The sequence below is a fragment of the Aliiglaciecola litoralis genome, from assembly GCF_039523355.1.
GTDB lineage: Bacteria > Pseudomonadota > Gammaproteobacteria > Enterobacterales > Alteromonadaceae > Aliiglaciecola > Aliiglaciecola litoralis.
In genome coordinates, this window is record NZ_BAAAFD010000006.1 from 132642 (window position 1) to 159001 (window position 26360).

Genomic DNA, 26360 nt, shown 5'->3' on the forward strand with positions numbered 1-26360 from the left:
CATACTGATCTAGTTAGGTTTAACCGTTAGACTTTGTGAATGGAACGTTAATAAATGTCATGCGGTGAAATTCTAATATGGTCAAAGTAGCTTGTGTTGCAGCGGTTAGTGTAATTATTTTAGGTTGCCATACAATGACTCAAAAACCTAGCTTCGAACCATCCCCTAACGCAGTAAAGCCTGTGGTGTATCAAGTCTTTACTCGCCTATTTGGCAATATGAAAAGCGCCAACATTCCGTGGGGCACAATTGCACAAAATGGTGTGGGTAAATTCAGTGACTTTAATCGGCAAGCACTGGCTGGTATAAAGGAATTGGGTGTGACTCACATATGGTATACCGGTGTACCACATCACGCTGTCATTGCCGATTACACTGAATATGATATTAGCGAAGATGATCCTGACGTGGTCAAAGGCCGCGCCGGATCACCTTACGCAGTAAAGGACTATTATTCAGTTAATCCGGATTTAGCCGACAACCCCGCAAATCGACTCGCCGAGTTTGAGCAGTTGATTACGCGCACTCACGCTGCCGGTATGAAAGTCATTATTGATATCGTGCCTAATCATGTAGCCCGCAATTATCAATCAGTTGCGAAGCCGGATGGCGTGGAAGATTTTGGCGCAACAGACAATACCGACGTTGAATATGCGCGGGATAATAATTTCTATTATATCCCCGGCAAGTCGTTTCGAGTGCCCGAAAGCGCAGTTCCTTTGGGAGGAGAAGAACACCCACTGGCTGATGGCCGTTTTTTTGAAACGCCAGCCAAATGGACGGGTAACGGTGCTCGACAAGCACAGCCTGATATCAACGACTGGTATGAAACCGTGAAGGTAAATTACGGTGTCAGGCCGGATGGCAGTTACGACTTTCCAACTTTACCTGATGATTTTCGTCATCGCGATTATCAGCAGCATGCGGCGTTTTGGGCCGGTAAATCTGTCCCTGATTCTTGGCTCAAGTTTGAACACATAGTGCATTATTGGCTCGACAAGGGGGTCGATGGCTTTCGTTACGACATGGCAGAAATGGTGCCGGTTGAATTTTGGAGCTATTTAAATTCATCGATAAAAAGTAAAAATCCTAACGCCTTTATTCTTGCCGAAGTATACAACCCAAGTTTATACCGAGATTATCTGCAACTAGCAAAAATGGACTACTTGTACGATAAAGTCGGGTTTTACGACGCTATTAAAGCAATCATTGGGCAGCGGCAAACTACCGATGCACTTGAAATAATCCAGACAAGCATGCAAGACATCGAGCACCACATGCTGCACTTTTTAGAAAATCATGATGAGCAGCGCATTGCTAGTCCAGAATTTGCAGGTGATGCCCAATGGGGCCAACCGGCGTTAGTCGTATCTTCACTTATCAGTACTTCACCTACGTTACTCTACTTTGGCCAAGAAGTGGGGGAAGACGGCAGTGAAAACGCCGGTTTTGGCCAGCCTTCTAGAACCTCAATATTTGATTATGTCGGTGTTCCAGCTCATCAGCGTTGGATGAACAACGGATTGTTTGACGGTGGGCAATTGACTGAAGAAGAAGCTTCGTTACGCGATTTTTATCAACAAGTACTTAATATATCGGCCCATCATCCTGCAATGGCGGGAGAGTACATGAGCTTACATTCAGCCAATCGTTTGACTCAGTCAGATTACGATGGCAGCCAGTTTGCGTTTGCCCGCTGGCTTGACGACTCATTACTGATAGTGGTTAGCAGCTTTGCTAGTAGTCACGCTAAATCATACAACCTTATTATTCCCGAAACCTTAGTATCCAAGCTTCACTTTGCTGATGGTCTTTTTCAAGGACGCGATTTATTGGCAGCTGGTGACTATCAACTGCATGTTGAACAAGGTGTCGGAAATATTCAGATTAATATTCAGGCTAAGTCTGCAATTGTCATTGAGTTTAAGGCTTTTGAAAAGTCTAATTTGAGGTAAATAATGCATCATTCACGCATGTTTTGTATCGCTATATGTGTTGTTCTCACATTAACGGGCACACTTGGTTGCCAACCGTCATCGCAGCAAGCAAACAACTCTGACGCTTCCGATGTTGTAAACGATACTTCAGTTCAAAACGATAAAGCTGACGTACAGAACCAGCAAAGTCCAACCCCATCGACAACCTCTACAGCGCAAGCTAATGTGCATATTCTACCGGTGGAATTTAAAGTGCCTGGGTTAGATCGCACGCGAAAAGTGCGTTTATATTTGCCTCCGGATTATGATAATGACACCGACTACTATCCGGTGCTTTATATGCACGACGGTCAAAACCTGTTCGATGATGCAACTTCTTTTGTGGGTGAGTGGCGTGTCGATGAGGCGTTAAACCAATTAGCAAAACAGCATAATTTCAAATTGATTGTGGTGGGCATAGATAACGGTGGAGATAAGCGTATTGTGGAGTTAGGTCCCTACGATCACGCTGAATATGGTCGCTCTGAAAGCAAGGCTTATCTCAATTTGATCATTGACGTGATAAAACCTTATATCGATACCCATTACCGCACGAAAGCGGATGTCACTAATACAGGCATTATGGGCAGTTCAATGGGAGGACTGTTTTCGCATTTTGCGATTTACACCAGACCTGATGTGTTCAGCAAAGCGGGCATTTATTCACCGTCGTTTTGGTATTCCGAACAAGTCTTTGCCTTAACGCAAGAAAACCCATTGCCTAAATCGGCAAAATTGGATTTTTTAGTCGGTACGAAAGAAGGTGATGGCATGGTGGCAGACACCAATAAAATGGTGAGACTTATCCAATCGCAACAGCATCCTGCGAAACATCTACGGTCTGAAGTAGTGGTAGACGCTGAGCACAATGAATCCTTTTGGGCGTCACGTTTCGCGCAAAGTGTATTGTGGCTTTTTCAATAATTCAGCTCCTAAAAACATGTCTTTCAAACATAACGATGGTGTTTGATGGTAAAGGATATCGCCGAGGTAACTCGATTACCGGCAATTTGACCTGAACTCTGGATAGCAGGTGTTGAGGGGGGGATTGTCGCGTGATCAGGGTGTTTACATGTCTTGTGTTAAATGTAATTTGTTGGTTAATGAATAAGGTAAATGGAAAGTTAATTTACCTTTAGGGCTGTTTATCTCATAAAACATCGAATAAATAATGAAATATGCGGCAAAACCAGGCGCAATTATAGGTGCTTGAAGAATCTATCAACTTCATAAAAAACAAAGGTTTGCGCAAATCAAATTGCGTTTCTATGAACAAAACACGAAATCATTGCTTTGAATACGTATGCACAAGATTGTGGAGAGTGTTAACACAGTTGTAACATGATGCGATCGTAAAAATCTGCTAGTTGGCTTTTCTATGGAAAGAGAAAAATTAGTCAGATCTATTAAAACTACAAACGGGAACGGGAAACACACATGAAAAAATTCAGACCCAGTTTGATCACAGTTGCCTTTATGGCCAGTGGTATGGCGCTGACCGGAGCCAATGCCTTTGCTCAGGAAACTGCCTCAGAGCAGCCTGAGAGTGCAGCGAGTGATCAAATTGAAAAAATCGAAGTAAAAGGTTTCAGTACCAGTCTTATCAAATCGTTAAACCAAAAGCGTTTTAGCGACACGGTCTCTGAACAATTATCCGCTGATGACTTAGGTGGATTGCCTGACGTTTCTATGGCTGACGCATTAACTCGTCTACCTGGGATATCTGCGGTACGTACCGGTGGACAAGCGGCCGAAATTAACATTCGTGGTCTATCAGGAGATTTTGTATTCTCTACGCTTAATGGCAGAGAGCAGGTCTCTACCAGCGGTTCCCGCTCTATCGAGTTCGATCAATACCCGTCAGAGTTAATCTCTTCTGCTGCGGTATACAAATCTCCTAAAGCGTCGCTCATTGAAGGCGGCGTTGCAGGCACAGTGGAGCTACAAACCGCCAGTCCACTGTCTATTTCGGAAGATTACAAGTTCAATATGAACGTACGTGGAATGTTCAATGATCGTGCCGGTGAAGTTTCTGACGCAGAAGAGTTCGGTCATCGAATCAGTTTTTCTTATCAAGCGAAATTCTTAGACGATACACTCGGCTTGGCGTTGGGTTATGCACGTTTATTCCAACCCAGTGTTTCAACCCAGTTTATCGGCTTAGCTTATGGTACAGAACGTGACGTAGACTTTTTGGAAGGCGATGAAGATAACTACGATCCTTCATCCAATATCCCTAAAGACCAACAGTGCATCGAATGCGAATTCGTCAGTGAAGGCTTCGAGATGCAGCACAAAGGTGGGGAAGAAACTCGCGACGGCTATATGGCTGCATTAGAGTGGGCACCAACCGATAATTTTGTATTAAAAGCAGATGCGTTTTATTCGCGCTTTGATTCTGAAGAATTCGCCCGTGGATTCAGGGTCAAACTTGAGCCTGGTACTGCCATTATATCTAACCCCGTAGTGCAAAATAACACGGTTATTGGTGGTACTTTTAGCCGCGGACCAGACTCATTTACTCGTGTTGAACTGGTAAATGATGACAACCAGGATTTTGATGAGATTGAAAACTTTGGTATTAATGCCGATTGGCAAGCCACTGATAATCTCAGCATGACCGCTGACTTTTCCTATTCAAAGGCAAAAAGTGAATTTAGAAATGGCTTGCTTTGGTCATTAGTTGGTGCCGATGATGACGAAGGTGTTGCGCGTTTTGATTCTGATGTTTCTATTTCGTATTTATTAAATGGCTTAGATCTACCGGATATTGGCTTTAGTCAATTTGATGCTTTCTCGGATATCGAGAATGTCTATGTGACTAAATACGGTATTTATCCGTACAAAAACGAAGACGAATTGTACGCTTATCGTTTAGATTTCAAATACGAATTAGACAACGCGTTTATTTCGTCAATTGAATTTGGCGCACGTTATTCTGATCGTACTTATTCAAACGATCGCTCAGTGTATGAGTACGGTAGTGATTCTTCATTTTCTTCTAGTCAACCACCGTTAGCCTTAAATGGCAATATGGCGTCTGTGGTGAACTGGGAAGGGGATTTTGGATATTTCCCAAGCTATCTGTCTATCGATCTAGATAAAGCACTGAATGCTTGGTTCCCAGAAGGGGCACCGCAACCTGTGCAAACTTGGGGTGCAGGACACCCTGGCGTTATCAATAGCCCTGGCGGCACCACTAACACCGCATGGTCAGTGCTAGAAAGTGGCGATGTATTCGAAAAAGTCACCTCTGCTTATGTCATGGCAAATATTGATACCGAGATTGGTGATTTACCGGTAACCGGTAATATTGGTGTTCGTCGAGTTGAAACAGAACAAGCCTCTACCTTTTTACAAGACGTGAGCCGCACCCTAGAGGTTGAAGGTGTCGATCCTGAAACGGGCGAAACGACAACGGTTGAAGTTGTAATGGGCGACCCTGCGCTAGGTGCGCAATTGATCACCGATGAAGTCGGATTAATTAACAACTTCTATCGACCTGAATTGTTAGTGGATAAATACACCGATTATTTACCCTCGTTAAACTTAAACTTTAAACTTACTGACCAAGATCAATTACGTTTTGCTGCAGCGAAAGTAATGGGCCGACCGCCAATTAATCGCTTGTTTGCAAACACTAACGTACGTGTGGCTGATGTCAACGCCACTATGGATCCTGATTCGGGTGAAATAACAGTAGACCGTGAAGCGGAATTATCAGGTAGTTCCACTAATAGCCCGTATTTACGTCCTTTCTATGCTAACCAGTACGATATCTCCTATGAGCATTATTTTGAAGATACTGACGGCGCTTTAGTGGTTGCCTTGTTTTATAAAGACATTAAATCCTTTATAAACGAATTTACCATTGACCCGTTTGACTTCTCTGCTAATGGATTTCAAGTACCAAGCTCAGTAGACGTTGCGGTGTTTTTAGATTCTGACGATCCTAATGCTGAAGCGGAACAAGCAACAGATGCAAACGGTGAACCCTTATTTATTACAGTCCCTACCACAAATGGACCATACAGCACGGCTGTGAATAATAAAGAAGGCGGTTATATTCGTGGTATAGAGCTAGCTTATACTCAAGTGTATAGCTTTTTACCGGCGCCTTTTGATGGTTTAGGGGTCAGTGCTAGCTATTCCTATACAGAGAGTGAAATACAGTTCCAAACTGATTTAGGTGGTCAAAATGTACCGCAGCAATTGCCAGGTTTGTCTAAAACCGTGGTTAATGGCACCTTGTTTTGGGAATACGAAGGGTTTGAAACTCGGGTAAACGTCAGATGGCGTGATGCTTTCGTTTCTAAACAGGTTGCAGTGAACGAACAGACCGTTAACTTTGATGATGAAATGATCATTGACTACCAAGCGTCATACGATATCAATGATAACTTGGGTGTTTTGTTTCAAATCAACAACCTCACGGATGCACCGACTAAGAGTTATTTTGGTCGTGAATCACAAACCGGCACCATTCAATATTTTGGAACCCAATACTTCCTTGGGGTGACGTACTCGCTATGAAATTAATAACTTTATTTACATCGAATCGTCGCTCTCAAAAGAAAATAACATTGGAGTATTTACCTATGTTTACTAATGTAAGAGCATCTTTAAACATGATGCTTATAGCAACTGCCTTAATTTTGGCTGGTTGTGGTGGTGCTGACGTGAAGTCCGGTAGCAATACATTGCTTACCTGTAGCGTCCCAAATGTACCTAATTCGACTGGAACTGAGTGTGTGGCACCGCCGCCAATTCAGTGTGATGCCCCCACGGTTCCTAATGAAACTAATGACGCCTGTGTTGTTGGCGCTGATCCTTCATTGCCGGCACCTGTGGCTACGCCAACTGCTGATCAAGCCGTGTTGTACTACAACCGTGCTGCAGTAGGGGCGGATAACTCATCAGGTGATCCATCGTATGAAGGCTATCGTCTGCATACCTGGAGCAACGACGCCTGTAATGCTTACGCAGATGCAGATACTGACTGGTCAAATGGTCGAGTTCACGATGGTGTCGATCCAAACTACGGTGCCTATTGGATTTTAGATTTGAAACCCGGTTACGCCGGTACACCGGGCGCTTGTGGTAATTTCATTATCCACATCGGTACTGATGATGCTGGTAAAGAAATGGGCGGTGGTGATAAAAGAATGCCGCTTTCTCAAGATGATCCAGACTTCGCACGCATGAACTTTACCTTCTCAGGTAATGAAACGGTGTTCGAATTCCCGATCATGTCTTTAGGTCCTCAAGCAGTTAAAATTGAAGGGCAAGCGGCGCATTGGCTAGATGCGAACACCTTGGTTTGGGATACTGATGAAGTCGTCGCTACGGTTAAATTGCATTATTCAGCCGCAGCGGATTTAAAAGCATCATTAGATTCAGGATTAAACGGCACAGCTGTTGAGCTAGTGGCGGTTGATTTGACTGAAGAGCAGGCGAGTATCGCTCCGCACTTAGCATCAATGAAAGCCTATCAAGGTGCTTGGACCAATGAAGAAGCAAAAGCCGTATTAAAAACGCAAGCTGTGTTGGGAGGCTACAATGCTGACGGCACTTTAGTTGCAGCAACGGGCATTCAATTGGCAAATGGTATCGACCAACTCTACACCACTGGTGATGAGGATGCCGACGAAGCCGCACTGGGACCTGTGTATGACGGTGATTCAATCACTGCAGCGCTTTGGGCGCCAACGGCTCAAAACGTGCAGTTAAAGCTATACAATGCAAATAAAACCTTGGCTTCAACTCAACCAATGGTAGAAGATCCTGCAACTGGTATTTGGACCTACACTGGTGGTGCTGAATTAGACCGTCAATTGTATCGTTATGAAGTGACGGTTTATCATCCAAAAGCCAAAGGCATTCAAGTATTGAATGTAACTGACCCTTACTCAGTGAGTCTGTCGACTAACAGTCGCTTCTCACAATTCGTTAATCTTGGTGATGAAGACTTAAAGCCTGAAGGCTGGGATACACATGAGATCCCAACTATCGCAAACTTTGAAGATGCGGTCATCTATGAAGGTCACATTCGTGATTTCAGTGTACGCGATGAGAGTACAACTGAGGCTAATCGTGGCAAATACTTGGCTTTCACTGAAGAAGGTTCATTGCCAGTTGAGCATTTACGCAAGTTGGCTGAAAAAGGTGTGACTCACTTCCACATGTTGCCTGCTAACGATATTGCCACTATTGAAGAAGACGTAACAAAAACCGTTGACCTTAATAGTACTTTTGCACAATTGTGTGCACTTAATCGCAATGCGGCTATGTGTAAAGACGCGTCAATCGATTCAAGCATGAAGCTGATTGATCTATACGAAAGTTTTGGTACAGGGGAAGGCAGTAAAGCACAGCAGCTAACCGAAGTTATGCGTGGTGTTGATCAGTTCAACTGGGGTTATGACCCTTATCACTTTAATGTGCCAGAAGGTAGTTATTCTTCTGATCCAGAAGGTGTTACTCGCATCAAAGAAATGCGCGCTATGAACATGGCGTTACACGGTCTTGGTTTACGAGTCGCCCTAGATGTGGTGTATAACCACACCAATGCGTCTGAGTTAAACAGCAAGTCTGTACTTGATAAAGTCGTACCGGGTTATTACCACCGATATGATGTTGAGTCGGGCGCGATTGTACGTGAAACCTGCTGTGACGACACCGAACCACGTAATGTGATGATGGAAAAGTTCATGGAAGATTCACTGAAATTGTGGGCTTCACAGTACAAATTCGATTCATTCCGCTTCGATATAATGAGTCAAGCGACTAAATCCACTATGGTGAGATTGTTTGAAGCCGTTAAAGAAGTCGATGCTGACACCTATTTCTATGGTGAAGGTTGGACCAAAACGGATCGCGGTTACGAGCAAGCCAATCAACAGAACATGGCCGGAACACAAATCGGTACCTTTAATGACCGTATTCGTGAAGCTGTGCGTCAAGGTAATATTTTCAAGCGTGAAGCGGACAATGCTTCTATGGGTGACCAAGATCGCGTGAAAATGAGCTTGGCCGGCACATTGACCAACTATATCCTGGAAGACTTCAATGGTGTTGCTTCTACTACAAGTAGTATTGGCGGCTATGCTACTGATCCAGCGGATATCATTAACTATGTATCAAAACATGATAATGAAACCTTGTGGGATAAATTCCAGTACGTGTTGCCTGAAGACTTAAGCTTAGCGCAAAGAGTCAGAGCGCAAAACGTGGCCGCGACCTTACCCTTGATGGCGCAAGGTATTCCATTTTTCCAAATGGGCGGCGATTTCCTTCGATCTAAATCAATGGATCGCAACACTTATGATGCAGGCGACTGGTTCAACTACGTCGATTTCACCATGCAGACCAATAACTGGGATGTAGGCTTACCATTAGCGCAAGACAATGCCGATAGCTGGGAAGTGGTGGAAACTTATTTTGCATCTCCTGAGCGTGCTGCAAGCATGACCGAGATTGAATTTGCATCTGCTGTGTTTGATGAGATGTTAAGCATTCGTGCTGACAGTCCATTGTTTAGATTAACGACTGGCGAAGCTATTATCGATAGAGTGGGCTTCCACAACATTGGTCGCCGTCAAACCAATGGTCTAATCGTTATGAGCATTGACGACGGTGTATCTGCCGATCCAGACATGCCTCGTGCAGATTTAGATCCACTCAATGACGCCATTGTGGTGGTAGTGAATACCAGTTATGAAGAGCAATCTCATACCGTTCCTACTGCGGCTGGCTTTGAATTGCATCTTACCCAGATGAACTCAATCGATCCTACCGTTAGAGGCGCAAGCTTTGTCGCTGGGGAAGGAGAAGGTACCTTTACGGTTCCGGCTTTAACCACCGCGGTGTTTGTGAAACCTCAATCTGGTGCGCAAGGTGAAGGCCTATCTGCATTAGCCACGTCAGGTGCGCCTGATGTTGTCCCTTACGGTAGCACTACCGTGTTCGTCCGTGGTGGTTTCAACGACTGGGGTGAAGGAAATGCAATGACGTATGCTGGTGATGGGGTTTATGAGTCAGTTATCGAGGTTGCTGCAGGGACGTATGAATTTAAAGTAGCGTCAGCAGATTGGTCGACGGTTGACTTTGGATCTGCTGATCAAGACGTTACCTTAGGTACAGAAAAAACCTTGTCGCGAGGTGGCTCTAACTTAAGAATCACATTGACTGAAGATGCCACATTGAAGTTTGTGATTGATGCATCTGACGGCGAAGCACCTGTCTTTAGTGTCGATAATGAAGAACCCTACTTTGGTACCACTGTATTTGTACGTGGTGGCATGAATGGTTGGGGTGAAGATGACCCCATGTCTTATGAAGTAGGTGGAATTTATTCCGCTACCCTAGACATCACAGCCGGTATTCATGAGTTTAAAATAGCGTCTGCCGATTGGTCTACTGTCGATTTCGGTAATGGTGACGCTGATAATACCGTGACCCTAGGTCAAGAGAAGTTGTTAGGTAGTAATAATAACCTTTCTATTACTTTGGACGATGGCCAATATAGCTTTATCTTCAACGCTTCAAACCTTGAAGAGCCTACAGTTACAGTGTTCTCTGCTCAATTCTTTGGTGACACGCCGGTATTTATCCGTGGTGGCATGAATGGTTGGGGTGAAGTAGATACCGTGAACTATGATGGTAATGGTGTGTACTCTGCTGATATCGCTATAGACGCCGGAAGTTACGAGTTTAAAGTTGCTTCAGCTGATTGGGCGACCTTCAACTTAGGTGGCGCTGAAGCGGGTACTAATGTGCCGCTAGACGCTCCTGTTGGCATGGTCCAAAACGGCGAAAACTTGTTGCTTGATATTCCAGCAACAGGCACCTATCGCTTTAAAGTCACAGGACCTGATCCTGCATCAGCAAAAGTGACGGTTTCGACGGTTGACTAAGTCAGTCGATGATTGATCAAAAGCCGCTCCTTGGAGCGGCTTTTTGTTTTCTAGGCTAAAGATAACACCGTAAAATTGAGGAGACGTTCTAATTTACAGGGGGATTTTGTCGGTAGTTCTAGCATGCTGAGCCTGAGTCAATTAGACTTAGCAAACAAAAATCATTAGTCAGAATTATGCCTAAAAAAAGCCATCGTACTTACGTTTTTTACCTTATCGCAATAGTCATACCGCTCGTTATCTTGCTATTAATTGAAGGTATCTTACGAGTTAGCAACTTTAGACCGCAGCAACCCTTGTTCATTGATGTAGCGGGTTTAGAGGGCTATTCGCAACCCAACCCACAAATTATTCAACGCTTTTTTGCGGACCCTGATAACGCGCCTGATGTTAGCCCTGATACACAATATTTCTTAACCCAAAAACCTGCAAACAGTCTGCGTATTGTGGTGCAAGGCGGATCAACTGCCGCTGGCTTTCCATACGGACGATGGGGTTCGCTGTCTGGCATGTTACTACAGCAATTTAAACGGCTATATCCAGACAAACACATCGAAATTATTAATACCGCGATGTCGTCCGTTAACAGTTATGCATTGTTGGATTTCGTTGATGAAATTATCGAAATTAAACCTGATATCGTACTTATTTACGCCGGTCACAATGAATATTTGGGGATCATGGGAGTTGGCTCTGCTTATGCGTCAAGGGGGGGACGAGCTGCAAACTTGCTTTACCTTAAAGTTAAGGATTTGAAATTATATCGCCTGGTTGAGTCAATTTATTACGCAGTTTTTGCCAGTCAACCAGAAGGCAATAGTGACAATCGATTGAATGAACGCACATTGATGGCACAAATAGCGAAAGACAAAGACATTCCTTTTCAAAGTGAACTATTTTATGCCGGCATTGAGCAGTTTAACGACAATATGGGATTAATTCTCGATGCCTATCAACAAGCTAATATCCCAGTCGTGCTCGGTGATTTAGCAAGCAATGAAAAAGACCAAATACCCTTTAGTGCGATTTCACAACTATCCACCGATGAAGTCCAAAAAATTGCATTAATGTCAGCCGACCAGCTTGCTAACAACATCCAACAACTTGAATTGAATATTGACACCGCGACGGTAGAGCAAAAGGCAAAATTGTATTTCTTGCTAGGGCATACCTATAAAGCGGCAGGAAGTAATAGCAAAGCCCAACCGGCGTTTACACTCGCCAGAGATTACGACGGCCTGCGCTTTCGTGCGCCGTCTGTGTTTAACCAAGTGTTGGCCAATTTAGCGGATACTTATCAGCTACCTCTAGCCCGCGTTCAACATACGCTTAGAGCTGATACCGATGATGGCATAATTGGTAGTAAACACATGTTGGAACATTTACACCCAAGCATACGGGGTTATTTTTTATTAGCAAAAGCCTATGTTGATGTCTTGCAAAACGAAGGCTTGTTGCCAAAGGTCGATGGTTATGACCCTGCGTTAAGTTGGCAAGAACAACCCGTTAGCCGAGCCGATGCTGCCTACGGTGAATTTAAAATTGCGCGCTTAACCGCCGATTACCCATTTACATCTGAACCGCGTGATGTGCCGATGCCCGAAGCGAATTCGATTGAAAACAAAATGTTGTTAGAAAGGCTCAAAGGGCGAGATTGGTTGACGATTAATCAAGCGTTATTAAAAATCTACCAACGGCAAAAAGATCTCTCTGAGGCGGCCAAAATTTCGGGGTTGTTGGCTGATGCGCTGCCCAATAATAGTGACGTAAATTATATAGCAGGTGTATTGTTTAAAAAGGCCAACAATATTCCGTTGTCGACCTATCATTTGCAACGGGCCGCATTTTTAAACGAAACCGATTTTCGCGTGCAACTCTCCTTAGCGCAAAATTATTTCTTAAATGGCGAGTTTTCCAAGAGTCTAACAATTCTTAATCGGGCTAAACAATCACAACCCAATAATGCCCAAATCGATCAATTTATACTGATGGTGACTCAGGCTAAAGATAAAGGGTGATGGAGTAAACCGTTATTGGGCACGGGGTTAACAGCAAAATAAGCGCTGGGCTAATTTGCCCAGCTCAATCTTTTTTCATAAGTTCTCGCTCTTAATGCGTTTCCTGTGGCTTTTAGTATTTTGATTGAGTTTTGATTAGCACTTTTATCAAAGGGCAGGGCATCCGCTAACAACAATTGGGTTTTTAGCATCATGAATACGTCGTTGTCTTGCATATACTGTTGCTGTGCTTGTTGAACCATTTGTAACCAATTAATTTTTTTCAGAAAAAAATCTTGCCCCAACTGTTGCTGCCAGTCTTGTGGTGGCGGCAGGGACAAAGGCGTGCGCTGTTTAACAAAGGGGTAATCGGTTTTCAGTTGCAGTACTTTGGCAAATCCGAAATATTCTTCTGAGGGTAATATCATCCGTTGTTGCCAAGCCAAGTTGGTTTCAATATCAGTCCAATCCGAGAATAGCTTGGCATGCTTCATGCCCTGATAAAATGCATCTGCAAGCAAGAAGTAGCCTTGTACGTTAGGATGCAAATGCTCCAGCATTAAGTTGTTGCCAACTATCCCATGTTGAGAGCGTTGTTCAAATCGTTGTTGTGCTTCAATCACGGTGGCATTTGTTGCTATTGCTTGGCGACGAATGATGTTGTTCATTGCCTCTGGTGCCCGGAACCGCAGTAAATCATTTTCTTTAGCCAGCGTCAGGTGCTTCTTGGCGTATTGAGCATCACCTACAGCATAAAACAAGCGCCCAACCTGGTAGTTTGCATCCGCAATGCCACTGCTCGCGACGGCATTCGATAATGCGTGGAGTTGCGATTGGTTTACCTTGTTCTGACGAATAGCCTGCATTGCCGTTTGGATCTTTTGCGCCATCATATCGGGAATAGCGGCGCTGGCAAAAGGCGGCTGGTCGAGTAAATTACTGGTTAAGGTAGCGATAAATACGGGGACATTGGCAGCTTGATATTTTTTCAAAATAATCGCTAAATTCTGTTCAAATTGCGCTAATCCGGCTTGATAGATGTCAGAGTCAAATTCGATGGTTTTATGCTTGGCTACCTTGGCCATAAACGTACGTGATTGTTGATTGTCAGCAGCAATTTTTGGATCCGCTGATGTATTCCATTTGGCATAAAGATTTTGCAGCAATTGGAAAATACGAAGTTCTTTTAATTTTAGAAACATCAAGGTGGATGACCTAGAGTTTGCGGCAGTATAGTTTGAGCCAACGCCCAGAATACCTAAAAATTCATTGTGGCCCATATAGAAAAGCACGGCATCAGGTTGCTGGGCAATGATCTCGTCGACCATATCCATATTAGTGTACGAGTTAACCGCCGCTAGTGCGGTATTGACGGTTTCAACGTACTTATCTGGAAATGTTTGCTTTAACCTATGGTCGAGCATACCCGCCACTGAAGCGCCAAAACCGTATGGGAAACCAGCCGCAGTCGAGCCTCCTTGCACAAAAACACGAAAGCCATCCTGTGGTTTGTGTTTACGAAAAAAATTTGCCTCTATAGTCACTGCGGGAACATCATCACTGTTCGGGAAATATCGTTTAACGATATCGGGTCTGGGTAACAGATATTCGGTGTCATTGGGATTTTCGATGAATAACGGATAGCTATGCCCGTAATTCGCTAGACATAGTGAAAATTCGATTATCGCAAAAAATAAAAAAGGAATAGATACCGCAATGGCTCTAAATAGCCAAACTTTCATTGTTTTCCCTAGGATCTAATGACCCAATTAGATTGATTTATTTGTGCATCCTGTCAACCTATAGCAATCGAGTTTGACCTTCAAGTTTGCATTCGTATTCAGTGTTAATTCAGCGCATTTTACCGCAACATGAAGTACTTTAATCTAAAGCGAAACGGTAGTATCAGGATGAAGCGAATACTGGGTATATCAGCCTATTATCATGACAGCGCAGCAACCGTTGTGGTTGACGGTAGTTTGCTCGCCGCCGCTCAAGAAGAGCGTTTCACTAGGCGTAAACATGATCCCCGTTTTCCGGCAAAAGCGATTGAATATTGTCTGTCCGCCGCAGAGTGTGATATCGAATCACTTGATGCGGTGATTTTCTATGATAAGCCGATGCTCAAATTTGAGCGCTTGTTAGAAACGTATTTGGCCAATGCGCCACGCGGCTTTTTATCATTTTTACGTGCTATGCCTATTTGGCTTAAAGAAAAGTTGTATCTAAAAAGTGTGTTGCGCCAAGAGCTGAGAACGTTGATCCACCAACAACGAGCGCGCATTAATCAAACCACTGTAGCAATTGAAAAAAAGCTTGAAAAGCGTCCTCAATTACCGCAATTGTTGTTCAGTGAACATCATCAATCTCACGCTGCATCGGCATTCTTCCCTAGTCCTTTTGAAAAGGCGGTGGTGCTCTGTCTCGACGGTGTGGGTGAGTGGGCAACCTCGTCAGCTTGGTTAGGTGAGGGTAATCAACTTACACCCTTGTGGGAGATCCAGTTTCCCCATTCATTGGGGCTATTGTATTCAGCCTTTACTTACTATTGCGGCTTTAGAGTCAATTCCGGCGAATATAAGCTTATGGGGTTGGCACCTTATGGGCGCCCAATTTTCGTGGATGTGATCAAGCAAAATCTGATATCCATCAACGAGGATGGCAGCTTTGCGTTAAACATGGCGTACTTTGATTATCCAGCTGGTGATCGCATGACTAATGCAGCTTTTGACGCACTGTTTGGCGGTCCTGCCAAACAAGCCGATAGCGAGATCACTCAAAAGGAGATGGATCTCGCCCGGTCGATTCAGGTGGTAACCGAAGAGGTCGTGTTGAAAATAGCACATTACGCTCATCAACAAACGGACTGTGACAATCTGTGTTTAGCCGGTGGTGTAGCGTTGAATTGTGTGGCCAATGGTCGAATTTTACGTGAGGGACCTTTTAAACAACTGTGGATCCAGCCCGCAGCGGGCGACGCCGGAGGCTCCTTAGGTGCAGCACTACTTGTTTGGCACGAATATTATAAGCAACCTCGTATTATCAAACACATTAACGATCAAGCAATTGATAGTATGCAAGGGGGCTATCTAGGGCCTGCCTATTCCAACGAAGACATCCAACACTATTTGGACACCCACTCTTACCCTTACGAATTTGTAGCGGACGAGAAGCTATTCCCTAGCGTTATTAAATTGATCGAACAGGGGCAGGTCGTCGGTTGGTTTCAAGATCGCATGGAGTTTGGGCCTCGGGCATTAGGCAATCGGTCTATTCTTGGCGATCCTAGAAATCAAAGCATGCAAAGCCAGATGAATCTGAAAATTAAGCAGCGGGAATCCTTTCGTCCTTTTGCTCCTGCCGTGTTAGTGGAAGATGTCCATGCGTATTTTGACATTCAGGAGGCTAGTCCTTACATGTTGCTAGTTGCGGATGTGCAACCGTCGCTCCGACTTGAAAAGAAAAGCGAACAGGCCTTTGGTATCGAGCAGCTGAATCAGGCGCGCTCGCAGATCCCAGCGGTTACCCATGTTGATTATTCAGCTCGGGTGCAAACGGTCGATAAACAGACCAATCCGAGATTTCATCGCCTATTAAGTGAATTTAAACAGCAAACAGGCACCAGTGTGCTCATAAATACTTCTTTTAATGTTAGAGGCGAGCCACCGGTATGTTCTCCTGCAGATGCCGTACGATGTTTTCTCGCCACTGAGATGGATGTCCTGGTAATGCAAAACTGTATTTTGTTAAAAAACCAGCAAAGCCAAGTGCACATTCAGGCGGCAAAACAGGTGACCTTTGAAAAAGATTAAAGGTACATTGAGCTGCCAGAACGAAACTGTTGTAAATTCACTAATTAGATTGATCAGTTTAAGGAATAATGACCGATGCTGACGCTACTTAAAAAGCACGATCATCAAGGACTCAGAGAGTTCTCAGTGACCATGATGTGGGTGTTCCCTTTGGTCTTTATGTTGCTATTGCCTTGGTTGTTTGAGCAACCCATTCCTTGGTGGCCAGCGATATTCAGCGGTTGTTTGGCGATTCTGTACTTTGTTTATCCAACTGGGTTGTATATTCCATATCGGATCTGGATGGCAATTGCGTCTGTGCTTGGTTGGGTAAATACCCGTCTCATATTAGGCATAGCGTTTTATTTGTTGATCCTGCCAATTGGTCTGGTGTTACGTCTATTCAAAAAGCTACAATATCAACATAAACCTGCGCAGCAGGACAGTTACTGGATTACCAGTGAGCCGCGCAAAGACAGCGTAAAGTTAAAGGATCCGTTCTAGTGGTTGAGTTTATTCAAGATCTGTGGGCATTTTTAAGAGTTCGCAAAAAAATATGGCTGTTGCCTATAGTGGTAGTCTTGGCCTTGTTGGGCGGATTAGTTGTAGCAACACAACAATCCTCATTAGCAACCTTCATTTATACGTTGTTTTAAACTCAAAACCTATGGTCAAAATACGTTTGAGATAGCACTGCGTTGGGAAAGTCATGAAAACAGTGGTTACAGGTGTTGCGTTATTTTTTCTCACCTTACTTTTAGCACTGATGGGCTATATTTTTGCAAATCAACAGCCAGACCACACAGTCGCTGAGTTGAGCGAGCGCTGGGCGAAACCACCATCTCAATTTATTGAGGTGGCGGGAATGCAAGTGCATTTGCGCGATGAGGGGAGCAGTGAGCGTTATCCACCTATTGTTCTTTTACATGGCACTAGCGCATCGTTACATACGTGGGATGGTTGGGTCGATGAGCTTAAAAATGATCACCGAGTGGTGCGCTTCGATTTACCTGCTTTTGGACTTACAGGCCCTGAGCCAAATAATGATTATCGGATTGAGAACTACGCAAAATTTGTGGTTGAAACGCTGGATAAATTGGGCCTTGAGAAAGTCATACTTGGCGGTAATTCGTTAGGTGGATATATCTCATGGGCAACAGCAGTTCTCTACCCTGAACGCGTTTCTCATCTGGTATTAGTTGACCCTAGTGGCTATCCGTTAGCGTCGAAATCTGTTCCCATTGCTTTCAAAATCGCGCAAACGCCAATTCTAAACTCCGTATTAAACGGATTTATGCCAAGGGCTTTGGTTAAAAGCAGTATCGAAGATGTCTATGGTGACCCTTCTTTAGTGACGGACGAATTGGTCGACCGTTATTTCGAGCTCAATACTCGCGAAGGTAATCGACAGGCGCTTAAGGCCAGATTCGAGCAAACTTCAGCGGGAGAAATGGCAAGAAGATCACATGAAATCGCCGTTCCAACGCTTATCATCTGGGGCGAAAAAGATGCGCTGATCCCACCCTCAACAGCAGTTCGTTTCCAACAAGATATTGCCAACACTAAGCTGGTGTTGTTTGAATCCTTAGGGCACGTACCTCATGAAGAGGATCCCATCAGTACAGTGAACGCCTTAAAAACGTTCTTGGCAGAGCAAAATTAGAAAAATTTAACCGACCCCTTTTTAATTTATTCCCAACCAACAGGGTGCGAATCTAATTGATAATAACGTATCCAGTCGTATTGAGTTTTCAATGGGTAAACATTGTGTTTTTTATTTCCGCCAAATTCATTTTGAATCGCATCTTTTGGGATCCAAAAGTTCATAAAAATATTAGTCGGATTGTCAGGTATGGGAGTAGGGTGTCTTTGTGGTGGTTTGCATTGGGGCTGACAATCAATATCGCTTTGTTTTAGTTCCTTCACCAGCTTGCCATCGACATACCAACGAATTGCATCTGGGACCCATTCAATTGCATATACGCGCCACTCATCGACCGGACCAACAACTATTTTATCTTCCCAGGCCCCATAATCCCGAGTGCGCCACCATTCCCAAGTGTTTCTACCATAAATTAAATTAGCTTGAAATTTGTCTGGTCGACCACCTTCGAGTTCAACATCAATTTCCTCCCATTCCTGCACGCCACTATTGGGTGCATGTCGATCAAAGTCATTGGAGTAGGTAAATAACGAGGAAATATAACCAGACGCTGTTGCGCGATTTGGCGCTCTCATGCGAGTTTCAATGCGGCCAAATTTTATCTTTTTATTGGCATGGGTACGAAGCTCGCCACAAGAAAAGTCATAGCCATTTTTTTGTTGTTGGTGATCGACTGACCAACTGGGTTTAATTGTTTCTTGGCTTACAATCAGTTCAAGCATGCCATTTACTACTTGTATACCTTGGTCTTGAAAGCGACAGTCTGCCTCTCCTCCAACTGCACCGTCCCCTTTTTTCCATATTGTAGGGTCAAAATCATCAAAACGTTCATCTATAATTAGGCTAAATCCGGCATATTGCCCCGTGTATTCAGGGTATGACGCTATGCTATCTTTTAACACATTGTTTGCCGTTTTAGGTGTGGCACAAGCGCACAGACTAACAATCAAAACGACAATAAATAGCGCCCAGAATTTCATCAAGAACCTCAAATATAAAAACGTTGGAAGTTGTAGCGCAAAGTAAATATAAAACGTATCTGCGCTGACTGTTAACAAGTACTCGAGTTAAAAACTATATAATAGTCTAACGGCATGAAATATGAAGCAGCTAATTAATGAATTGTTTTTGGCAAACCAATCTAACTTGAAACGTCAGGTCGCATAAGGTGCAATCAACTCAGCATTTGATGATTTTTTGAGCTGCAAACAAGTTAAATCATCACTAAGTTTCGTTTTATACATTATACTGCCAAAAATGTATTAATATTAACCACTTGCAAAACTATAAGTGTCAGTTAATTTTACATTTTAAGCCAGCTTGAATCTATTAAGTTTTCTATTTCATTGACTTTAAAGTGTTTTTTAATTGAGGTACGTATTTTGCAGTAGTATGCGGGAAAATTGCTAGCAAATAGTGCTAGCTTAAAATAATGTTCAAAGGAACCGATTAATGAAGTACGTTTCACGTAAAGCCAGCGTATTGCTTGCTGCTTTCTCTACCCTCGCATCTATATCAACCAGTGCCATCGCAAAACCCATTTATATGATTGAAAATTTAGGTACTGTCGGCGCCCCTCAAAGTAGCTCATCTGCAGTGGCATTAAATGAATCAGGTCAGGTAGTGGGTACATACACAAATGACAATGGTGATAATCAGGCATTTGTATGGGATGCACTAAATGGTATGCAAAGCCTCGGAACATTAGGTGGTAATTATTCTTCGGCAACGGATATAAACAACCACGGGCAAATTGTTGGTGTGACAGGTACCGCTGTTGAAGGTCAAGAATCTGGTTTCATTTATGAAAACGGCGTTATGAGCCAAATATTAGATCTGACACCAAGCCAAAGTGGAGCAATTAAAAGCTCAACGGCGAGAGGCATCAATGATGCAGGTCAAATCGTCGGAAGTCACAGCGAAGCGGTATATAACGATCAGTTTCAATATTTTGAGCCAGTCCATAAAGAGACCTTTTTAAAAACTGGGGATGATCTGCAACTCAGTGGCAGGCTCGATATAAACGAAGGTCCTTATTCAAGTGTTGACCATATTGGTGCTAACGCCCTCAATGAGAATGGAGATTACACCGGTTTAGCCTTTTCTGAGTTTAATGGCGGTAGCTTAGAAGTGTTCGTGAAAAGACGAAATCAAGACATTGTCGGTATAGGAAATTTAGGCGGTTTCGTAGGATTTGGCTTCGATATTAACGATAATGGCACTGTTGTTGGTCGCTCACGCTTAGAAGATCGAGAAGATGGCTATCACGCTTTTATTTATACTGACTTGCTTGGCATGATCGATATGAACGACGTATTTGGCTTTGAAAGCAGTAACCTGCGTAATATCAACAATAGTAATATGGCAGTAGGTTGGGGTAGTAACACGTTTGCTACTGTCGACCAAGAGCCAGTCTTTACCCCGTTTTTGTTTGATGTAGATGGTAACAAAACCTTTTTCTTAAATGATTTTCTCGATGTGGACAGCGATTTTGCGTCGTTAGATTTTGCTTACTCGATTAATGAAAATAACGATATTGTCGGTTACGGCACAACTAAGGACGGACATCAGCGCGCATTCTTGATGAGCTTTCAGGGTGAAGTACCCGAGCCATCAACCATTGCTTTGTTGATGAGTGCGATTTTAATGTTAGCAGCAAAGCGTAAATTCAACGCTAAATAACCTGAACACTGAATAAATAAGCACCTCTAAAAAATCAGTTAGAAAATGCCAAGGCGGAGTAAATTAATTACTCCGCCTTTTTTATTTGGCTAGTGCGGTATTATGTGGGATGAAACCTTTTGCCCATGTTTTTATGTAATGCTGAATTTGCTCAAGATTAACTTCATGAGTGGCGGCACTAGTCGCACCAATGGGCGGGAAACGACCATAGCCTGATAATAGACAATGCCAGGATACGGCGGGATAAAATTGACTGATACCTAAACCATCTAACAACGCAGTCACATCCCCACCTGCATCCCAGCAAGCTAATATTTGCTGTAGTTGGTCAGAAATATGGGGGTTATTACGATTGTCCATCCAATACTGCGTATCCGTTCGATTATTAACCTTGTAATGACAAACTATATAATCGCGTATCCCTTCAAATCTTGCCGATATTCTTTGATTAAACTCCGCCTGATGTTGTTGGCTAAATTTACCCGCCTCAAAAGCGCCTATGAAATTTTCTAACGTATCTTGTACAAGATGCAAAGCGGTCGCCTCTAGCGGCTCAATAAAACCTTGCGATAGTCCAACCGCCAGACAGTTTTTGTACCAATGCTGTGCAACTTGGCCGACGCGCATTTTTAGGTGTTTGGCGGGAACGTCTGCATCAAGTAAACCGAGTTTCTCACGCAGTTCCGTTTCTGCCGCGTCTGAACTTTGGTAACGCGAACTATAAACATAACCATTACCCGTGCGATGGGTGAGGGGGATCTCCCAGCTCCAACCATTGCTAAGCGCTGTAGATATGGTTTGCACCGACGTAGGTAAACTTGCCTCAGAAGGAAGCGCGATGGCGGCATCATTAAACAAGTTCGCAGAAAAATCGTGAAATGTGACCCCCAAAGTTTTTTGCAACAACACTCCACTAAATCCAGAGCAGTCAATAAACCAGTTTGCTTGATAGCGTTGCCCGTTCTCACTTACTAGTGCGTCTATGTCCCCTGAAAGGTGGCGTTCAACCTCCGTTATTTTCGCAGCAACGTGGTTCACGCCTTTTTCTACTGCCAGCTCTTTTAAGAATTCGCCTAATAAAGCAGAGTCAAAGTGATAACCATAGTTAATGGAGATGGGAAAACCGGTTTGGGTTTTAGGGCTTAATTTTTGCTTGGCTAAATAGGCTGAAAGGAAATAACGATCAGGACGAGGATCGACATCATGGCCCTGTCGTCGCAACATTGAGTTAATTAAAAATCCGGCTGCAGTTTGTCTATCTGGCATCGATGGGAAAGGATGAAAATAGGCCGAATATCCTTTGGCGCTAGACCAATGGTTAAATTGAATGCCATTTTTGTACGTTGCGTGACAACGGGGCATCCAGTCTGACTCAGCTAATCCTAAGGTATTAAAAAATTGTTTGAGGTGAGGCGTTGAGCCTTCTCCGACGCCAATAATATTGATTTCAGGGGATTCGATAAGGGTGATATCGAAACCTTTGGCGTGAAAAGCATGATGTAATAGGTTGGCGCTCATCCATCCTGCAGTGCCTCCACCTAAAATGATAATTGACTGTCTTTTCACGCTTCAATGGCCTATTTTGGGGCGTTAATTAGTTAACTAAATGCTAACACTCAGACGGTAAATTGAATAGTCGTTCAACGTCATACTCCTTTGTACCTCTGCTATCAATGGCGTGAATACGTATGCAGACATTTGTTAAGCCAATAAGCCAAAGGTAGACTCTGCCTATCTTTTTGTTAACGGTTGATTAACATGTGCGCTGCTAGCGTGGACGATACGTTAATGCGGCGGTTCAAACTCACATCAGGAACAGTTATGGCTTACTTAAAATGCGTCTTTAGCAAACTTTCTCGGGTTAATTGTTATTGCACCATCGCAGTTTGTTTAACATTCGTCTTTTGCGCCACGGCTTTCGCTCAACCCATCAAACATTTGCAACCTGCTTTTTGGTGGACAGGCATGGTTAACCCAAAGCTGCAGTTAATGGTACACGCTGACAATATCGCCACTTCCTCACCACAGCTATCCTATTCAGGGGTAACCATTGAATCTGTTCAACGAACGGATAATGAAAACTATCTTTTTATCAATTTGCTACTTGATAAAGATGTAAAACCCGGAATATTTGAGATTGCATTCAAGCATGGTGAAAAAACGATCTCTTCTTATACGTATGAGCTTAAAGCCCGCAAGCCAAACTCGGCGCAACGTCAGGGTTTTTCCAGCAAAGATGTCGTGTATCTCATCACGCCAGACCGTTTCGCCAATGGCGACCCAAGTAATGACAGCATCGATGGTTTAAAAGAAGGGGTTAATCGCCTGTCTAAAGGCGGACGACATGGTGGTGATTTACAAGGGATCATAGATAACTTGGACTACATAACAGACATGGGCTTCACGCAAATTTGGACGATGCCTATTATGGAGAATGACATGCAAACGCATTCTTATCATGGCTACTCCACTACAGATTACTATCGTGTCGATCCGCGCTATGGTAGTAATGAGCTTTATGTGGAATTGTCTGAAAAGGCCGCCGGTCAAGGCATTGGGATTATCCAAGATGTTATTTTAAATCACATTGGCTCAGAACATTGGTGGATGAAAGATAAGCCTAGTGCTGATTGGATAAATAATAACGGCGAGTTCTCGCCCACCAGTCATATGCGCGAATCACTGCACGATCCGCATGCGGTAAAAAGCGATATAACCCGTTTCAATGATGGTTGGTTTGTTCCCACTATGCCCGACCTCAACCAGCGCAATCCATTGTTAGCGACTTACCTTATTCAAAATTCGATTTGGTGGGTTGAATACGCACAGCTTTCTGGGTTGCGGGTGGATACCTACTCTTATTCAGACATGCGTTTTTTGTCTAACTGGACTCGTCAAATCATGCAAGAATATCCCAATCTAAATGTAGTTGGCGAAGAATGGTCAGTTAATCCGTCAATCACTTCATTTTGGCAAAAAGGTTCAGTACGTCACAGTGATTATCAATCTTGGTTACCTAGCGTTATGGACTTCCCCACGCAAGTGAAGTTGATTAATGCCTTGACCAAGCCTAAATCATGGGCAACTGGTTTACGAGAGTTGTATGAAAGCCTTGCAAGCGATTTTGTTTACGGTGACCCTTATAACTTAGTGGTTTTTGCTGATAATCACGACATGAGCCGAATTTTCTCTCAGCTTGATGAAGATCTTGATTTGTTCAAAATGGCCATGAGTTATGTGCTAACAACAAGAGGTATCCCGCAAGTATTTTATGGTACGGAGATCTTAATGGCCAACCCAGGAACTGAGGACCACGGCATAATTCGAAGTGATTTTCCAGGTGGATGGCAAGATGATAGCAGCAGTGGTTTTAGTGGTAAGGGATTGAGCGAACAACAAATTCAGATCCAAGGGTTTTTCCGCAAGTTGCTCAATTGGCGTAAAAGCAGTACCGCCATTACACAAGGGAAATTAGCACACTACACGCCGCAAAATGGTCTGTATGTATATTTCCGTTATACGCAAGAACAACGTGTCATGGTGATTTTAAATAAAAACGATTCCATAACTGACTTGCCCTTGGAACGTTATACAGAGATGTTAAATGGGGCAAAAACGGCTAAAAATGTGCTTACTGATCAGCACATTTCGTTGGGCCAAGCGTTATCAATCGCTGCTAAGAGCGCACTGATTTTAGAACTCCAATAACGATAAAACGATAATAAGAGAAACAACAATGCAAAAAACGCAACCGCAATTAAGCTATTGGCAAATCTGGAATGTCAGTTTTGGATTTTTGGGTGTGCAATTTGGCTTTGCTTTGCAAAATGCCAATATCAGCCGGATATTGTCAGATTTAGGCGCTGACTTACATTCACTTTCCCTGTTTTGGTTAGTTGCACCTATTATGGGGTTGTTAGTACAACCCTTAGTCGGCGCTGCCTCTGATCGCACTTGGAATAGAGTAGGGCGCAGAAAGCCGTATATTTTAGCGGGTGCGGTTGCTGCCGCATTGGGCATGTTTTTAATGCCTAACGCGCCACTGTTTGTTGCCTTTATTGTGCCTATGCTATTTGGCGCTATGATGTTGGCGTTGATGGATGCTGCTTTTAACGTCTGCTTCCAACCGTTTCGCGCTTTGGTGTCCGATATGGTGCCACCGGAGCAGCGTAACAAAGGCTACTCTGTTCAGTCATTGCTAATCAATATTGGTGCCGTGGTGGGTTCGATTTTACCCTTTGTATTGACCAATGTTGTTGGCTTGGAAAATACAGCGAAGGTAGGCGAGGTAGCTCCCTCAGTCACTTGGGCTTTTTACCTCGGTGCAACTGTCCTGTTGGGATCGGTGTTATGGACCGTATTTAGAACCAAAGAATATGCCCCAAAAGACTATTATGCATACAAGGGGTTAGATCCTGAAATCGTAATCAAAGCGCAAAGCGTTAAATTAAGCCTGTCCCAACGGTTGAATAACTTTTTCAAGCTGGTGCTAACGATGCCAAGCACCATGCGTCAATTAGCGGTAGTGCAGTTTTTCTCATGGTTTTCGTTATACATTATGTGGGTGTATACCACGCCTGCAATCACCCAACACATTTGGGGCGTTGAGCCTAAGTGGTTTGATCCTGCGTATCTCGCTTCGCTGAGCGAAGTACCTGCAAGCATATTGATTGCCAAGGGGGCTGCCGGCGATTGGGTAGGTATTCTATTTGCCGCGTACTCTTTATTTGCTGCGTTTTTCTCCATAGTGTTAGCAAAGTTAGCAGACCAATTTGGTCGAAAACTGATATATTCGGTGTCTTTGATGTTGGGTGGACTGGGCTACATTAGCTTTTTGTTTTTCCAAAATTCTGAGCTGGTGACGGTGAATCTTTTGATTACCCAAGTAACAGTGCCAACAGGTGCCGTTAATTTGATCTTACCCATGATAGGCGTGGGCATTGCTTGGGCGGCTATTTTGGCAATGCCCTATGCCATGCTAGCTGGCGCGCTGCCTGCTGATAAAACGGGGATCTATATGGGGATTTTCAACTTTACCATTGCCGTTCCTCAAATTGCTGCTGGGTTATTTTCAGGATGGATCTTAAGTTCCATTTTTGACGACCACGCCATCTATATCTTAATTTTGGCGGGGGTATCGATGATTCTAGCCAGTCTTTCGGTATTTTTCGTCAAAGAGTATCGTCAAGTCACCCATCTTGAAGAAGCCGCCTAATCAAATAAGGACATTCATTGGCACGCAAAGTTTGAATACGCTTTGCGGTCAATTGCGTGACTACTTAAAAACAGTAAAAAGCCGAGTCAAACTCGGCTTTTTATGTGCTTCTAAAAACCGA

At 43.7% G+C, this 26360-nt stretch carries 15 protein-coding genes; 12 read left to right on the forward strand and 3 right to left on the reverse strand.

The annotated features are described in order from the left end of the window. Positions 1 to 134: 134 nt before the first annotated feature. The 5 genes from ABD036_RS11730 to ABD036_RS11750 all read left to right on the forward strand — a co-directional run bounded on the left by ABD036_RS11730 (position 135) and on the right by ABD036_RS11750 (position 12909). Entirely contained in the window at positions 135 to 1955 is a 1821-nt protein-coding gene (locus tag ABD036_RS11730; RefSeq protein ID WP_343860117.1) for an alpha-amylase family protein, read from the forward strand. A 3-nt stretch (positions 1956 to 1958) separates the two neighbouring features. Beyond that, positions 1959 to 2900 (forward strand): alpha/beta hydrolase, encoded by a 942-nt coding sequence (locus tag ABD036_RS11735; protein ID WP_343860119.1) that lies wholly within the window; start codon positions 1959 to 1961, stop codon positions 2898 to 2900. Between the two features lie 513 nt (positions 2901 to 3413). After that, positions 3414 to 6509: a TonB-dependent receptor gene (locus tag ABD036_RS11740; protein WP_343860121.1), complete on the forward strand. Its 3096-nt coding sequence runs from the start codon at positions 3414 to 3416 to the stop codon at positions 6507 to 6509. 65 nt (positions 6510 to 6574) lie between these two features. After that, entirely contained in the window at positions 6575 to 10891 is a 4317-nt protein-coding gene (locus tag ABD036_RS11745; RefSeq protein ID WP_343860123.1) for an alpha-1,6-glucosidase domain-containing protein, read from the forward strand. 176 nt (positions 10892 to 11067) lie between these two features. Beyond that, a complete protein-coding gene (locus ABD036_RS11750) occupies positions 11068 to 12909 on the forward strand; it encodes an SGNH/GDSL hydrolase family protein (protein WP_343860125.1) in 1842 nt (613 codons plus the stop codon). Positions 12910 to 12959: 50 nt separating this feature from the next. Here the strand turns inward: ABD036_RS11750 and ABD036_RS11755 are convergent, their stop codons facing one another. Then, on the reverse strand, positions 12960 to 14630 hold the full coding sequence (locus ABD036_RS11755; protein ID WP_343860127.1) for an SGNH/GDSL hydrolase family protein: 1671 nt from the start codon (positions 14628 to 14630) through the stop codon (positions 12960 to 12962). A 168-nt stretch (positions 14631 to 14798) separates the two neighbouring features. Here ABD036_RS11755 and ABD036_RS11760 point away from each other — a divergent pair, with 168 nt between their 5' ends. The 4 genes from ABD036_RS11760 to ABD036_RS11775 all read left to right on the forward strand — a co-directional run bounded on the left by ABD036_RS11760 (position 14799) and on the right by ABD036_RS11775 (position 18342). Then, complete coding sequence (locus tag ABD036_RS11760; RefSeq protein WP_343860129.1) at positions 14799 to 16700, forward strand: carbamoyltransferase family protein; 1902 nt, start codon at positions 14799 to 14801, stop codon at positions 16698 to 16700. 75 nt (positions 16701 to 16775) lie between these two features. Continuing rightward, complete coding sequence (locus ABD036_RS11765; protein ID WP_343860131.1) at positions 16776 to 17183, forward strand: SxtJ family membrane protein; 408 nt, start codon at positions 16776 to 16778, stop codon at positions 17181 to 17183. Further along, a complete protein-coding gene (locus ABD036_RS11770) occupies positions 17183 to 17335 on the forward strand; it encodes a DUF5989 family protein (RefSeq protein WP_343860133.1) in 153 nt (50 codons plus the stop codon). The genes ABD036_RS11765 and ABD036_RS11770 overlap by 1 nt, the downstream gene beginning before the upstream one ends. A gap of 53 nt (positions 17336 to 17388) precedes the next feature. After that, positions 17389 to 18342: an alpha/beta fold hydrolase gene (locus tag ABD036_RS11775; protein WP_343860135.1), complete on the forward strand. Its 954-nt coding sequence runs from the start codon at positions 17389 to 17391 to the stop codon at positions 18340 to 18342. A gap of 26 nt (positions 18343 to 18368) precedes the next feature. Here the strand turns inward: ABD036_RS11775 and ABD036_RS11780 are convergent, their stop codons facing one another. Then, positions 18369 to 19322: a glycoside hydrolase family 16 protein gene (locus ABD036_RS11780; RefSeq protein ID WP_343860137.1), complete on the reverse strand. Its 954-nt coding sequence runs from the start codon at positions 19320 to 19322 to the stop codon at positions 18369 to 18371. A gap of 472 nt (positions 19323 to 19794) precedes the next feature. Between ABD036_RS11780 and ABD036_RS11785 the strand changes: the two genes are divergently transcribed. Further along, positions 19795 to 21024 (forward strand): DUF3466 family protein, encoded by a 1230-nt coding sequence (locus tag ABD036_RS11785; RefSeq protein WP_343860139.1) that lies wholly within the window; start codon positions 19795 to 19797, stop codon positions 21022 to 21024. An 81-nt stretch (positions 21025 to 21105) separates the two neighbouring features. On the opposite strand, the gene ABD036_RS11790 is transcribed toward ABD036_RS11785, so the two are convergent. After that, positions 21106 to 22590 carry a tryptophan halogenase family protein gene (locus tag ABD036_RS11790; protein WP_343860141.1) on the reverse strand — a complete coding sequence of 495 codons (1485 nt, stop codon included), beginning with the start codon at positions 22588 to 22590 and terminating at the stop codon, positions 21106 to 21108. Between the two features lie 399 nt (positions 22591 to 22989). On the opposite strand from ABD036_RS11790, the gene ABD036_RS11795 reads away from it, so the two are divergent. Then, entirely contained in the window at positions 22990 to 24732 is a 1743-nt protein-coding gene (locus ABD036_RS11795; RefSeq protein ID WP_425542569.1) for a glycoside hydrolase family 13 protein, read from the forward strand. A 28-nt stretch (positions 24733 to 24760) separates the two neighbouring features. Next, positions 24761 to 26239, forward strand: coding sequence for an MFS transporter (locus ABD036_RS11800; protein ID WP_343860145.1), 1479 nt, complete (start codon positions 24761 to 24763; stop codon positions 26237 to 26239). The last annotated feature ends 121 nt before the right edge of the window (positions 26240 to 26360 follow it).

What these genes read in the sequence shown, in the direction of transcription:
- ABD036_RS11730 (WP_343860117.1), top strand. Translation starts at nt 135, where the DNA reads ATGACTCAAAAACCTAGCTTCGAACCATCCCCTAACGCAGTAAAGCCT.
- ABD036_RS11735 (WP_343860119.1), top strand. Translation starts at nt 1,959, where the DNA reads ATGCATCATTCACGCATGTTTTGTATCGCTATATGTGTTGTTCTCACA.
- ABD036_RS11740 (WP_343860121.1), top strand. Translation starts at nt 3,414, where the DNA reads ATGAAAAAATTCAGACCCAGTTTGATCACAGTTGCCTTTATGGCCAGT.
- ABD036_RS11745 (WP_343860123.1), top strand. Translation starts at nt 6,575, where the DNA reads ATGTTTACTAATGTAAGAGCATCTTTAAACATGATGCTTATAGCAACT.
- ABD036_RS11750 (WP_343860125.1), top strand. Translation starts at nt 11,068, where the DNA reads ATGCCTAAAAAAAGCCATCGTACTTACGTTTTTTACCTTATCGCAATA.
- ABD036_RS11755 (WP_343860127.1), bottom strand. Translation starts at nt 14,630, where the DNA reads ATGAAAGTTTGGCTATTTAGAGCCATTGCGGTATCTATTCCTTTTTTA.
- ABD036_RS11760 (WP_343860129.1), top strand. Translation starts at nt 14,799, where the DNA reads ATGAAGCGAATACTGGGTATATCAGCCTATTATCATGACAGCGCAGCA.
- ABD036_RS11765 (WP_343860131.1), top strand. Translation starts at nt 16,776, where the DNA reads ATGCTGACGCTACTTAAAAAGCACGATCATCAAGGACTCAGAGAGTTC.
- ABD036_RS11775 (WP_343860135.1), top strand. Translation starts at nt 17,389, where the DNA reads ATGAAAACAGTGGTTACAGGTGTTGCGTTATTTTTTCTCACCTTACTT.
- ABD036_RS11780 (WP_343860137.1), bottom strand. Translation starts at nt 19,322, where the DNA reads ATGAAATTCTGGGCGCTATTTATTGTCGTTTTGATTGTTAGTCTGTGC.
- ABD036_RS11785 (WP_343860139.1), top strand. Translation starts at nt 19,795, where the DNA reads ATGAAGTACGTTTCACGTAAAGCCAGCGTATTGCTTGCTGCTTTCTCT.
- ABD036_RS11795 (WP_425542569.1), top strand. Translation starts at nt 22,990, where the DNA reads ATGGTTAACCCAAAGCTGCAGTTAATGGTACACGCTGACAATATCGCC.
- ABD036_RS11800 (WP_343860145.1), top strand. Translation starts at nt 24,761, where the DNA reads ATGCAAAAAACGCAACCGCAATTAAGCTATTGGCAAATCTGGAATGTC.